This is a genomic window from Bradyrhizobium hipponense (assembly GCF_008123965.1).
Lineage (GTDB): Bacteria > Pseudomonadota > Alphaproteobacteria > Rhizobiales > Xanthobacteraceae > Bradyrhizobium > Bradyrhizobium hipponense.
Genome location: NZ_VSTH01000137.1, coordinates 40566 through 52982 on the forward strand (window position 1 = coordinate 40566; position 12417 = coordinate 52982).

The window sequence follows — 12417 nt, forward strand, 5'->3', positions numbered from 1 at the left end:
GGGCTGGATCATGTTGTTTCCTCGGCGCGGAATCAGTTCCGGCGCGGCGGGATCGGGAAATCATAGGCCGCTCCGCCCGCCCCCGGCAGGGAAAAATGCCACCACTCCTTCGAATAGTTCACAAAGCCTTGCTTGGCCATTGCAGCGACCAGCCGCCTGCGCCAGGCGCGTTGGTCCGGCGTGATCGACGGTGCCGAGGTATGCCCTTTCGCATCGGTACAGTCATAGCCCGTGCCCATGTCGACGCTGCCTTCCGGCGCCCGCGCCTCGACCGGCGCCGTACAGTCCCCATAGGCTTTCGCTGGATCGTATCTGGCGGAATTGTCGGCCTTGAGATCGACCAGGGTCAGGTCGAGCGCGGCACCGGTGGAATGCTGCGAGCGGCTCGCGATGTAGCCGAGGCGAAACAGCTCGGTCTTACGAATTTTTGGATTGTAGCGCCGCTCGGCGGCGGTCTCGCGGCCGTTCTGCGACCACGCGATCATGTCGCGCGACGCCCGCGCCGGCCGGTAGCAGTCGAACATTTTCAGCGACAGGTTCCGCGCCGCCAGTTCCTGCTGCACCGCCTTGAGCTGCATCCCCACCTCCCGCGTCACCACGCATTCGCCGGCGCCGTAGCCGCTCAGCGGACGGCCGACGAAATTGTTCGATGTGGCATAGCGGATATCCTGGATGATGCTGGGGTCGACGTCGCGCAAATAGACGAAGCCGCCGGGGAGCGATTGGGCGTGGGCGGCGGAAGCGGTTGTCAGCAATACAATCGCAATTCGAATTGATTTCACGAGACCCATCCAGATCGTCACGCCCGGACAAGCCCGGCCATGGCGGAGAAAGCAAGACAGATCAGGGGATAACTCACCGCCCCGGCTTTGGCCCTTGCCCCCCCGGCCATCCCCGCCTATAGCTCTCGCTTTAATGACATCGAAATCGACCTTCGTCCTCGGCCACCGGCATTTGCTGGGCATCGAGGGCCTTTCCGCTGCCGACATCACCGGCCTGCTCGACCTGTCCGAAGAATATGTCGAGCTCAACCGCCAGGTGGACAAGAAGCGCACCGTCCTGCGTGGACGGACGCAAGTGAACCTGTTCTTCGAGGCCTCCACCCGCACCCAATCCTCGTTCGAGCTTGCGGGCAAGCGCCTTGGCGCCGACGTCATGAACATGTCGGTGTCCTCCTCGTCCATGAAAAAGGGCGAGACGCTGATCGACACCGCGGTCACGCTGAACGCCATGCACCCGGATATCCTGGTGGTCCGGCATCACGCCTCCGGCGCCGTGGAACTCCTGGCCCGCAAGGTTGACGGTTCCGTGATCAATGCCGGCGACGGCGCGCACGAGCATCCGACGCAGGCGCTGCTGGATGCACTCACCATCCGCCGTAACAAGGGCCGCATCGAGGGCCTCGTCGTCGCAATCTGCGGCGACGTGCTGCATTCGCGCGTCGCTCGCTCCAACATCATCCTGCTTAACACCATGGGCGCCCGCGTCCGTGTCGTCGGCCCCTCTACGCTGCTGCCTCCCGGGCTCGAGCGGATGGGTGTCGAGGTCGCCCGCGACATGCGCGCAGGGCTGGAGGGCGCCGACATCGTCATGATGCTGCGGCTCCAGCGCGAGCGCATGAACGGCTCCTTCGTGCCGTCGTCATCCGAATATTTCCATTATTTCGGGCTGGACCAGAAGAAGCTCGCCTACGCCAAGCCTGACGCGCTGGTGATGCATCCCGGCCCCATGAACCGCGGCGTCGAGATCGATACGGCGGTCGCCGACGGCGCGCAGTCCCTGATCCGCGAACAGGTGGAGATGGGGGTCGCCGTGCGCATGGCGGTGCTCGAAGCGCTCGCCCGCAACCTGCCGAACGCGTGATGGCCATGCTGATTGACCGACGTCCCATCCTGCTTGCCAATGCCCGCGTCGTCGATCCCTCCAAGGATTTTGACGGCATCGCCGACGTCCTGATCGCCGACGGCACCATCCGCGAGACCCGCCGCGGCATCAGCGCGGCCGGCGTCCCGGAAGGCACCGACATCGTCAACTGCTCCGGCAAGATCGTGGCCCCCGGCTTGGTCGACATGCGCGCCTTTGTCGGCGAGCCCGGCTTCAGCCATCGCGAGACATTTGCCTCGGCGAGCCAGGCGGCGGCCACCGGCGGCGTCACCACCATCATCTGCCAGCCCGAGACCGAGCCTGTCATCGACAATTCGGCAACGGTCGACTTCGTGATGCGCCGCGCCCGCGACACTGCCATCGTCAACATCCTGCCGATGGCGGCGCTCACCAAGGGCATGCACGGCGAGGAGATGACCGAGTTCGGTCTGTTAAAGGCCGCAGGTGCGGTCGCCTTCAGCGACGGCGACAGGAGCGTCACCAACGCGCAGGTGATGCGCTGGGCGCTGACCTACGCGCGCGATTTCGACGCGCTGATCGTGCATCACACCGAGGACCCCAAGCTGGTCGGCGAAGGCGTCATGAACGAGGGCGAGTTCGCCACCAGGCTTGGCCTGATGGGCATCCCGAACGCGGCGGAGGCTGTGATGCTGGAGCGCGACATGCGCCTGGTTGCGCTCACCGGCGGCCGCTATCACGCCGCCTCGCTGTCCTGCACCGACTCGCTCGACATCCTCAAACGCGCCCGCGATGCCGGGCTCCCCGTCACCGCCTCGGTCTCGATCAACCACCTCGCGCTGAACGAGAACGACATCGGCCCCTACCGGACCTTCCTGAAGCTGTCGCCCCCGCTGCGATCGGAGGACGACCGCCGCGCCTTGGTCGCAGCCGTCGCCTCCGGCCTCGTCGACGTCATCATGTCCGACCACAATCCGCAGGACGTAGAGGGCAAGCGCCTGCCGTTCGCGGAAGCCGCCCCCGGCGCGGTCGGGCTCGAGACCATGCTGCCGGCGGGCTTGCGGCTGGTACACAATGGCGAGTTGGAGCTGAAGACGCTGATCTCTGCGATGTCGACCCGGCCGGCCGAGATTCTGGGCCTGCCCGGGGGAACCCTGCGCGTCGGCAGCCCGGCGGATGTTATCGTGATCGATCCCGATACGCCCTGGATCCTCGATCCCGCGGATCTCAAATCGCCCTGCAAGAACACGCCGTTCGATGAAGCCCGCTTTACAGGCCGCGTGGTGCGGACCATCGTCAGCGGGCGGACGGTGTTTGAGCATGTCTAAGGCGGAATGGCTTCGTATTGAGGCGATCGGGCGGCAGGTAACCTCTCCCGCTTGCGGCGGAATCGCCTACAGAAAGAAACCGGCGCGGCGTTTTCGCTGTGGCCCATCCTTCGAGACGCGCGCGAAGAAGCGCGCTCCTCAGGATGAGGTTCTGCTTCTCGGCGACATCTTAGACCCTCATGGTGAGGAGCCCGCCAAAGCGGGCGTCTCGAACCATGAAGGCCGAGCATGGAGGTGCGGCGATGGGGCTTGAAATGTTCCTGCCGGTGGCGTTCGTCATCGGCTATCTGCTCGGCTCGATCCCGTTTGGGCTGATCCTGACAAAACTGGCGGGCACGCAGGATCTGCGCTCGATCGGCTCCGGGAGTATCGGCGCCACCAACGTGCTGCGCACGGGACGCAAGGGCCTTGCCGCGGCAACCCTGCTATTCGATGCCCTCAAGGGCACTGCGGCAGTGGTGATCGCCGGCTACATCGCCGGCCCCAATGCCGCGATATTGGCCGGGCTGGGCGCCTTCCTCGGTCATCTCTTCCCGGTCTGGCTCAAGTTTCGCGGCGGCAAGGGTGTCGCCGTCTATATCGGCATCCTGCTCGGCCTGTTCTGGCCCGGCGCGCTGGTGTTCTGCCTGCTCTGGTTAGCGACCGCCTTCACCACCCGCTACTCCTCGCTCTCTGCGCTGGTCGCGGCCTTCATCACGCCGCTGTTCCTGTGGTGGTTCGGTCACCTCGCACTGGCCGCGCTGGCCGCCGTGCTGACGCTGCTGCTGTTCTACGCGCACCGCGAGAACATCAAGCGGCTGCAATCGGGCAATGAAAGCCGGATCGGCGAGAGGGCATAAGCCGGAAAAAAGTACGGATATCGCCGCGCCCTTTCCGCATTATGTGCCAAATCCCGTTCGCAACTTGCAGCCGAATCACGGCTGTATTGGCGAATGGATTCCAGGCCTGTCATCCCCGAATGGGATGGCCTTACGCGGTTGCTCAGAATGAGCGAGAAGATTGTCGGCGCGCATCATGACAGTGGTTTGCAAGGTGCTGCGCGCACCGCGGCGAGCCGGCTGCTCTTCGCAACGGACATCTGGTCGGGCGCTCCTTCGCCGCCTCCCGCCGCAGAGCCGCCCCCTGTCTCGCCGCCAACGCGGACGCCAGATCCCGTCGCGCAAGGCCCTGCCCCGGCCCTAGTCGTAACAACTCCCGCGCCTGTCGCACACGGCCAAGTCCGTTCCGAGCAATGGCCGGTGCGAAAGTTGTCGCTCGCGCTCCAGGGCGGCGGCACCTTTGCCGCCTTCACCTGGGGTGTGCTGGAGCGGCTGCTGGAAGAACCTACCATCGAGATCGACACCATCAGCGGCGCCAGCGCCGGCGCTATCAATGCGCTTCTGCTCGCGTCCGGCTTCGCCGAAGGCGGCCGCGAAGGTGCCCGCGCCCGGCTGAGCCGGTTCTGGATCCGCCTCATGCACGAGGCCTCGTTCCGCTCGCTGATGCTGATCGGCGGATTTTCGCCGGCGGGAAGCTCGGTCGCATTCGGGCCGACGCTGCGCTCCGGCCAGTTCGATCCGTTCGACCTCGATCCGCTGCGGCAGGCACTCTCGCGCGACATCAATTTTGCGGCGCTCTGCGATGCGAAGTGCCCAAAGCTGCTGATCGCGGCGACGCGAATCCGCGACGGGCAACAGCAGATCTTTCGCAACGAGGCCATCTCCGCGGATGTCGCGCTGGCTTCGACCTGCCCGCCTTTGGTTCACTGCGCCGTCGAGATCGACGGCGAGGGCTATTGGGACGGCGGCTTCGGCGGCAATCCGCCGCTGCTGCGGCTGGCGCAGGAAACAACGACGTCCGATTTGTTGCTGATCCAGGTCACGCCGGCGCGCGACAATTACGTGCCGATCACGCTCGCCGCCATCGACCGCCGTCTCGACCAGATCGCGGCGAACGCCGCGCTCAATACCGAGATCGCAGCGATCGAATGGGCGCAATCCAACGCGGCACCGGCGCTCCGGCTGTCCAGGATCGCGGCGGAGGATTCGGTCGACGGCCTGGCGCAGCGCTCTTCGGCCGATCTTGGCCGCGGCTTCATCCGCCTGCTACACCGGAGCGGCCGCGAGGCCGCCGGACGCTGGCTCGGGCAAGGCACGGTCGGCACTGAGGCCCAATGCGCGCTGACCGCCGCCGAACCGGCGCTGCTCTGAGTTTTCAACTCAGGCGGCGAGACCGGCCCCCGCCTGCGCAAGCGCCTCGCCCAGCGGCTGGATCGCCATCCGGTAGCCGCGCAGACGCGCCACCGGCGCAAGCACCGCGAACAGCAGCTTCTGAAGCCAGATCGGCACGCCCGCGAGATAGAGGTGGTCGCGGTAGGTGTGCAGCACGAGCGCGATCAGGAGGAAGTTCGGATCGCCCGCGCTCGAGAACCATGCGGGCTGCCTCACGGCGAGCGTGGCGAAATTGGCGAAGAAGCGCAGATGCTGTTGCGCCGGGGTGAACGAGATCTCGAGCACAGCATTTCCGTCGCCGGCATTGGCAAAAAAATGCGGCCGGCCGCGAGGCACGACGGCGGTGCCACCCGCCTCGACGAGCTGCTCGCGCCCGTCGACGACGACCTTGATGCGACCGCACTTGACCGCAAAGTGCTCATCCGCACCGGGATGAACGTGCACCAGCGCATTGCCGCCGCCCGAACCGCCCTTTTCGAGGATCACGCCGAAACGCGCGACGTCGGCGTGGTCGAGCGGTCCGGAGAAAACAAAAGTCTCCTTGTTGAAGGCATTCCGCAGCCGCGTGCCGCGGGCGATCTCGGTCGGCATGTTTTGCATCTCCTTGCAATCCAGGGAGACGCGCTGGTAGCGGCCTAGGCGACGAACGTATTGTAAAAATCCGACACCCCAAGCCCGGCGTTCCAGGCTTGCACGCTGTCGGTCGCGGCACGCCGGCAGAATGCGTCCGGCGAAGCGCCCGCGAGCGTGCGGAAATCGCGGATGAGATGCGCCTGATCGGTGAAGCCGTTCGCGTGCGCGACATCGGCCCAGTCGGCACCGGCGCGGCGCGCGGAAATCGCCTGCTGCATCCGTTCGATCCGCGCGAACTGCTTTGCGCTCGCGCCGGTCTCGGCCTTGAACCGCCGCTGCAAGCTGCGCTCGCCGATATCGAGGCGATCGGCGAGCCTGCGCATGGAGATTGCCGGATTCTGCTTGATCGCTCGCATCGCTTGCACAACCAGCGAATCGAGGCGAGCCGGCTCCATCCTCTGCTGGAGGAAGTTTCGCATGCAAGTCACGCGCACAGCCGCGCCGGCAGCTTCGGCAAGCTGTTCCTCAAGTAACGCCGAGGCTCTGTCGCCAAACACGTCCGAGATCTCGACGCTCGCGTCCAGAAGCTCCGCCGGCCTGACGCCGAGCACGCGGTCCGCCGCGTCTGCCTTCAGCCGCACCAGCACGGCGCCGAGCGGACCACTCGGCTTCAGCGCCGCGGCGCGCGTGTGCATGCCGTTGACGGTACGCTTGTAGACCCCGCGCTGCGAGGCCATCGGCGCGCGGTAATGCACGATCAGGACCGGCGACGTCGTCGGCAGCACTTTGATCGTCCGTGCGCTGGCCGCCGCGGCGTCGTCGAGCTCGACATCCCAGAAGGACTCGACGATATCGCCCAGCGCTTCGCCCGCACTGAAGAATTGAGAACTGCGCTTGATGTGTTTGTCCGGGAGAGCCATGAGTTCAGTTGGTAGTTCAGTTGGTCGGCCCAGCCGCGGCGCGGTTGCACGCGCCGCGCTCACATAAAGTTGAGCTACGTGGACAGCTCAGGCCCGCGCCAGTGCATCCTCCAGGAACCATGCCGCCGCAAGTGCACCCGGATCGTTACCGAAGCGCGCGATCACCTGCACGCCGATCGGCAGGCCATCGACCTTCAGCACCGGCACGTTGACGCAAGGGTTGCCCATCAGCGTCCACAGCCGGTTGTAGCGGGGGTCGCCGGTGGAGGCGAGCTCCTTGGCCGGTGCGGTGCCCGGCGCCGAATAAGTCAGCAGCACATCGACGCCCTCGAACAGCTCGCCGAGTTCGCGGCGGCCGCGGCGGCTGATCCGGCGCGCCTCGTCATATTCTTTCGGCGTCAGGCCGACCGTCGCATCGAGGCTGGCCCGCAGCATCGGTGCGATCTCGTCGTGATGCTCGGAAAATTCCCAGGCCAGCGCGCGATGCGCCTCGAAGTCCTGGACGATCGGGTGGATGCGCCAGGCCTCCTGCACCGCCTCGGGCAGATCGATGATCTGCACGCTGGCGCCGGCGCGCTCGGCCGCCTTGATTGCGGCTTGCAGCCCCTGCTCAGCCGCAGGCTCGACGGCGCCGGCGAACTCCTGCCGGACCACACCGATGCGCGGCGATCTTGCTGCGACGATGCCGGAGAACTCGGTGCGACCGGTCATCGCCAGCAATCCGCGCGCGAGATCCTCCGCGCGGGCTCCGAACAGCCCGACCGTGTCGAGCGCCCACGAATAGCATTTGACGCCCACAGTCGGCAGCATCCGGAACGACGGCTTGATCGCGGCAGCCCCGCAATAGGCGGCGGGCCGGATCACCGAGCCGCCGGTCTGGGTGCCCAGCGCCAGCGGGATCATGCCGGCGCCGACGGCAGCCGCCGAACCGGAGGACGAGCCGCCCGGCGTATGGCCAAGATTATGCGGATTGAGCGTCGGCGTCGGATCGCGCGAGGCAAACGCCGTGGTCGTGGTCTTGCCGATGATGGTGGCCCCTGCCCGCTTCAGCATCATCACCACAGGCGCGTCCGAGCGCGGCTGCCAGCCGCGGTAGATCTGCGAGCCCATCTCGGTCGGGAAATCAGCGGTGTCGATGATGTCCTTGATGCCGACCGCGATGCCGCGCAGCGGACGGGAGCCTTGTGCCTTCGCGGATTTGTCGTGGCGGACGAAAGCGTGGACGTCCTTCTCTTTGGCCTCGATCGCCGCGAGCGATTGCGAAATCGCAGCATCGGGCGAAAGCTCGCCGCTCTCGATGCGGCGCTGGAGGTCGGCGAGTGAGATCATGGCAATACCCTTCTTATTGGCATCGCTTTTAGCATCGCGCCGAGGTCGCGCAAGCGCACGGAGCTGTTGCGCAACGCCCTCAGGTTGTTCCATGCTGTGCCTGCAAGGAGACGCCGTGTGGACGCCATCAATCCCAATATCGAGCTGACCGAGGCCGACCGGGTCGACCGCCTGCGGCTGATCCGCTCCGACAATGTCGGCCCGCGCACCTTCCGCTCGCTGGTCGATCATTTCGGCACGGCGCGCGCTGCGCTGGAGCGGCTGCCGGATCTCGCACGCCGCGGCGGCGCGGCGCGATCGGCGCGGATCTGGAGTGCTGACGAGGCGACGGCCGAACTCGCCGCGAGCCGAAAGCTCGGCATCGCCTGGCTCGCGCCCGGCGAGGACGGCTATCCGGCGCGGCTGGCAATGATCGACGACGCGCCACCGCTGCTCGCGGTGCGCGGCGATACAAAAACCTTGATGCGGTCGATGATCGCCATCGTCGGCTCGCGCAACGCCTCCGGCGCCGGGCTGAAGTTCGCAGGCCTGCTCGCGCGCGAGCTTGGCAAGGCCGGTTTCGTGATCATTTCGGGCCTCGCCCGCGGCGTCGACCAGGCCGCGCACCGCACCAGTGTCGCGAGCGGCACGATCGCCGTGCTCGCCGGCGGCCATGACTGCATCTATCCGCCCGAACATGGCGATTTGCTCGCAGCGATCCTCGACCAGAACGGCGCCGCGATCTCCGAGATGCCGCTCGGTCACGAGCCGCGTGCCCGCGATTTCCCTCGCCGCAACCGCCTGATCTCCGGCGCCTCGCTCGGTGTGGTCGTGGTGGAGGCGGCGCACCGCTCGGGCTCGCTGATCACAGCGCGCATGGCCGCCGAACAGGGCCGCGAGGTGTTCGCGGTGCCGGGCTCGCCGCTCGATCCGCGCGCCGCCGGCACCAATGATCTGATCAAGCAGGGCGCGACACTCGTCACCGAGGCCGCCGACATCATCAACGCCGTCCAGCCGATCATGGAGCGGCCGGCGATGCGCACCGCAGGCGAGCCCGACAGCGAGCCGTTCGAGAGCGACCCGCAAGGACATGACCGGGATCAGATCACCGGCCTGCTCGGCCCGGTGCCGATCGGCATCGACGATCTCGTGCGGATGTCCGGCGCCTCGCCCGCGATCGTGCGCACGGTGCTGCTGGAGCTCGAGCTTGCAGGCCGGCTCGAACGCCACGGCGGCGGCTTGGTCTCGATGATTTAACCGCCGTTGCGCTCGTCAAACCGTGCTCGCGCGGCGGCGATCTGCTGCTGGTGCTCCACCGCCCATTGCCCGAGCGCCACCACCGGCTGCTGGAGCCCGCGGCCGAGATCGGTCAGCTCATAGTCCACGCGCGGCGGAATGGTCGGGAAGATGGTGCGCGTGACGAGGCCGTCGCGCTCGAGTCCGCGCAGCGTCAGGGTCAGCATCCGCTGCGAGATGCCGTTGATCATGCGCTTGAGCTCGTTGAAGCGCTTGGGCCCATCGCTCAGCATCATGATGACGAACACGGTCCATTTATCGCCGACGCGCGACAGGATCGAGGCGACGCCGCGGCAGTCGGCGTGGTTGGGATCCGGCATCTGCGTGGCAGGCAAATCGATGTGCGCAGGTTTCAGAGATGTGCCCATGGCTCAAAAAAGTGCGTTCTTGCGGGGTTTTTGATAGTCACTCATGTAGTCCTGGTTACAAACATATACCATGGGTGACCACAATGAAACTCCTCCATATCGACTCCAGCGTGCTCGGCCCCCACTCCGTCAGCCGGCAGGTATCCGCCGCCATCGTCGACCGGCTGCGGCAGGCGACGCCGACGCTCGACATCGTCTATCGCGATCTGACCCAGACCCCGCTCGCCCATCTCTCCGGATCCCACCTCGCCGCGGCGCAAGGTGCGCCGGCGCCGGCCGAACTCGGTCCCGACCTTGCCGCGAGCGCGGCCGTGCTGGACGAGTTCCTCGCCGCCGACATCGTGGTGCTCGGCGCACCCATGTACAATTTCACCATTCCGAGCCAGCTCAAGGCCTGGATAGACCGCGTCCTGGTGGCGGGAAAGACCTTCAAATATGACGCGAACGGGCCGCAGGGCCTCGCCGGCGCCAAGCGCGTGATCATGGCGATCTCGCGCGGCGGCTATTACGGCGCGGGCACGCCGGCCGCGTCGCTCGAGCACCTTGAAAGCTATCTGCGCGGCGTATTCGGCTTCATGGGCATCCAGAATCCCGAATTCATCATCGCCGACGGCATTCAGGTCGGTCCAGACCATCGCGAGAAATCGCTCGCCGGCGCGCTGCAGGCGGCAACCAGCCTCCAGGCAGCCTGAGGCCACGCGCACATCATCAGCCGCCGCTGGATTGCCCACGGCGGCTGATGGACGCGCCCGTGTTCGGCTTTGCTAAAACCAGACGCCCTGGATGCCCAGGATCACGGCAATGAGCGAGACGAACAGGCCGATGCCGGAGAACAACGCCACTGCCACGAGCTCGGATGTGCCGGAGCGCTTCGCCGGAATGGCGGATCGTTCGGTGTAAATACGCGGTGCTGAAATCGATGAAAAAATGCGAGCTGCCTTTGGCATAACGGGCTCCCCTTATGACCCCCGTGCCCGTAAAAGGGTCTTGGCAGCGCGCGCGAAGGTTCAACGCACCCTGCAAGGTTTCGAAAATACAGCCCGCAAGACCTGGGAACCGGCTGGCGCAACCGCTCTGCGCGCGCCAACCGATTCAACTTTTCATCTCATTTGATCAGCCGCGATAGATCGGCGCGCCGGCTGGCGATGCAACCGCGCCGCCGTCGACGAAGATCTCCTGGCCCTGCACGTGCGCGGAATCGTCCGAAGCGAGGAACAGCACGGTTTTCGCAACGTGATCCGTCTCACCGATGCGGCCGAGCGGCGTCGACAGCGCGATCCTTTTTTCGAATGCCTTCTCGGCTTCGGGCGTCGCGGTCGCAGGCCCCCAGATCGGCGTGCGGGTCGCGCCGGGCGCGACGACATTGACGCGGATTCCGCGCGGCGACAGTTCCGAGGCCATGATCCGCGCCATCGCCCGTACGCCGGCCTTGGCGGCGCCATAGGCCGAATAGCCGGGAATGCCGAGCACGGAGATCACGGAGCCGTTGAGAATGATCGAGGAATTGTCATTCAGATAGGGCAGCGCCGACTGAACGGTGAAGAACACGCCGGTCAGGTTGGTGCTGATGACCTTCTCGAAGGTCTCCAGCGTGGCTGAGCCGAGCGGCGTGCCGCCGGCGATTCCGGCATTGGCAAACACGACGTCGAACTTGCCGAACTTCTCGGCACCCTGCTTGATCGCAGCTTCCGTCGCGGCGATATCGGTGGCGTCCGCCGCCACCGCGAGTGCGTTGGGCCCGAGAGCCTTCGCGGCGGCCTCGAGCGTCTCCTTGTTGCGCCCGGTGATCACCACCTTGGCGCCCTCGGCCACGAACAGCTTTGCTGTCGCGAGGCCAATGCCGCTATTGCCGCCAGTGATCAGTGCCGTCTTGTTCGTCAGTCTCACGCTCGCCTCCAGTAGTTGCATCATTAAACTAGGTTGCCATCTAGGGCAATTGGTTTTATTATGCAACCACACAGGCGCGTGATCGCTGCCGGGCCCGGCAGCCGCACGAGGGGATCGACACGATGGTGAAACGAACGAGCTTCGAGGGCGATGCCTGTCCGATCGCGCGCTCGCTGGAGGCGATCGGCGACTGGTGGTCGCTCCTGATCATCCGCGAGGCGCTGTTCGGCCTGCGCCGGTTCGGCGAGTTTCAGACCAAACTAGGCATGGCGAAGAACATTCTAACAGTGCGGCTGCGCGCCCTGGTCGACCACGGCATTCTTGCGACGGCTCCCGCCTCCGACGGCAGCGCCTATCAGGAATATGTGCTGACCCCGAAGGGCCGCGGCACCTTCCCGATCCTGGTCGCGCTCCGGCAATGGAGCGAGGAATTTGACGATCGCCCCGCGGAGATCGCGACCATCCTGGTCGATCGCAAAAACGGCCGTCCGGTGCGCAAGCTGGAACTGCGCGCCGAGAACGGACGGTTGCTCAGTCAGGCCGACACGACGGTGAAACCGCGGCCGGCGCCACGCCGCCGGTCGGCCTGACTGCGCACGGCTGCCACCACACCCGTCATTGCGAGCGTAGCGAAGCAATCCAGAATCCCTCCGCGGCAAGACTCCGGATTGCTTCGCTTCGCTAG

General features: G+C 66.0%; 14 protein-coding genes. 7 read left to right on the forward strand and 7 right to left on the reverse strand.

What is annotated here, in order from left to right:
- Nucleotides 1-32: 32 nt before the first annotated feature.
- Nucleotides 33-791, reverse strand: a complete 759-nt coding sequence (locus FXV83_RS33100; RefSeq protein ID WP_148743768.1) for a M15 family metallopeptidase — start codon at nucleotides 789-791, stop codon at nucleotides 33-35.
- Between the two features lie 124 nt (nucleotides 792-915).
- Between FXV83_RS33100 and FXV83_RS33105 the strand changes: the two genes are divergently transcribed.
- The 4 genes from FXV83_RS33105 to FXV83_RS33120 all read left to right on the forward strand — a co-directional run bounded on the left by FXV83_RS33105 (nucleotide 916) and on the right by FXV83_RS33120 (nucleotide 5359).
- Nucleotides 916-1863: an aspartate carbamoyltransferase catalytic subunit gene (locus tag FXV83_RS33105; RefSeq protein WP_148743755.1), complete on the forward strand. Its 948-nt coding sequence runs from the start codon at nucleotides 916-918 to the stop codon at nucleotides 1861-1863.
- The gene (locus FXV83_RS33110; RefSeq protein WP_187436324.1) at nucleotides 1863-3170 is read left to right on the forward strand and encodes a dihydroorotase; all 1308 of its coding nucleotides are present in this window, start codon (nucleotides 1863-1865) and stop codon (nucleotides 3168-3170) included. The genes FXV83_RS33105 and FXV83_RS33110 overlap by 1 nt, the downstream gene beginning before the upstream one ends.
- Nucleotides 3171-3412: 242 nt before the next feature.
- Nucleotides 3413-4009 (forward strand): glycerol-3-phosphate 1-O-acyltransferase PlsY, encoded by a 597-nt coding sequence (gene plsY / locus FXV83_RS33115; RefSeq protein ID WP_148743770.1) that lies wholly within the window; start codon nucleotides 3413-3415, stop codon nucleotides 4007-4009.
- Between the two features lie 147 nt (nucleotides 4010-4156).
- On the forward strand, nucleotides 4157-5359 hold the full coding sequence (locus tag FXV83_RS33120) for a patatin-like phospholipase family protein (protein WP_148743756.1): 1203 nt from the start codon (nucleotides 4157-4159) through the stop codon (nucleotides 5357-5359).
- A gap of 9 nt (nucleotides 5360-5368) precedes the next feature.
- On the opposite strand, the gene FXV83_RS33125 is transcribed toward FXV83_RS33120, so the two are convergent.
- From FXV83_RS33125 to FXV83_RS33135, 3 genes are all read right to left on the reverse strand, one after another.
- On the reverse strand, nucleotides 5369-5971 hold the full coding sequence (locus FXV83_RS33125) for a cupin domain-containing protein (protein ID WP_187436325.1): 603 nt from the start codon (nucleotides 5969-5971) through the stop codon (nucleotides 5369-5371).
- A gap of 44 nt (nucleotides 5972-6015) precedes the next feature.
- The gene (locus FXV83_RS33130; protein WP_148743758.1) at nucleotides 6016-6873 is read right to left on the reverse strand and encodes an AraC family transcriptional regulator; all 858 of its coding nucleotides are present in this window, start codon (nucleotides 6871-6873) and stop codon (nucleotides 6016-6018) included.
- Between the two features lie 87 nt (nucleotides 6874-6960).
- Nucleotides 6961-8202, reverse strand: a complete 1242-nt coding sequence (locus FXV83_RS33135) for an amidase (protein WP_148743759.1) — start codon at nucleotides 8200-8202, stop codon at nucleotides 6961-6963.
- Between the two features lie 117 nt (nucleotides 8203-8319).
- On the opposite strand from FXV83_RS33135, the gene dprA reads away from it, so the two are divergent.
- Nucleotides 8320-9438, forward strand: a complete 1119-nt coding sequence (gene dprA / locus FXV83_RS33140; RefSeq protein WP_148743760.1) for a DNA-processing protein DprA — start codon at nucleotides 8320-8322, stop codon at nucleotides 9436-9438.
- Here the strand turns inward: dprA and FXV83_RS33145 are convergent.
- Nucleotides 9435-9845: a winged helix-turn-helix transcriptional regulator gene (locus FXV83_RS33145; RefSeq protein ID WP_148743761.1), complete on the reverse strand. Its 411-nt coding sequence runs from the start codon at nucleotides 9843-9845 to the stop codon at nucleotides 9435-9437. The genes dprA and FXV83_RS33145 overlap by 4 nt on opposite strands.
- Nucleotides 9846-9928: 83 nt before the next feature.
- Between FXV83_RS33145 and FXV83_RS33150 the strand changes: the two genes are divergently transcribed.
- Nucleotides 9929-10537 (forward strand): FMN-dependent NADH-azoreductase, encoded by a 609-nt coding sequence (locus FXV83_RS33150; protein WP_148743762.1) that lies wholly within the window; start codon nucleotides 9929-9931, stop codon nucleotides 10535-10537.
- A gap of 72 nt (nucleotides 10538-10609) precedes the next feature.
- Here the strand turns inward: FXV83_RS33150 and FXV83_RS33155 are convergent, their stop codons facing one another.
- Both FXV83_RS33155 and FXV83_RS33160 read right to left on the reverse strand, forming a co-directional pair.
- Nucleotides 10610-10792: a hypothetical protein gene (locus tag FXV83_RS33155; RefSeq protein ID WP_148743763.1), complete on the reverse strand. Its 183-nt coding sequence runs from the start codon at nucleotides 10790-10792 to the stop codon at nucleotides 10610-10612.
- A 166-nt stretch (nucleotides 10793-10958) separates the two neighbouring features.
- Complete coding sequence (locus FXV83_RS33160) at nucleotides 10959-11732, reverse strand: SDR family oxidoreductase (RefSeq protein ID WP_187436326.1); 774 nt, start codon at nucleotides 11730-11732, stop codon at nucleotides 10959-10961.
- 122 nt (nucleotides 11733-11854) lie between these two features.
- On the opposite strand from FXV83_RS33160, the gene FXV83_RS33165 reads away from it, so the two are divergent.
- A complete protein-coding gene (locus FXV83_RS33165) occupies nucleotides 11855-12322 on the forward strand; it encodes a winged helix-turn-helix transcriptional regulator (RefSeq protein ID WP_148743765.1) in 468 nt (155 codons plus the stop codon).
- Nucleotides 12323-12417 lie beyond the last annotated feature (95 nt).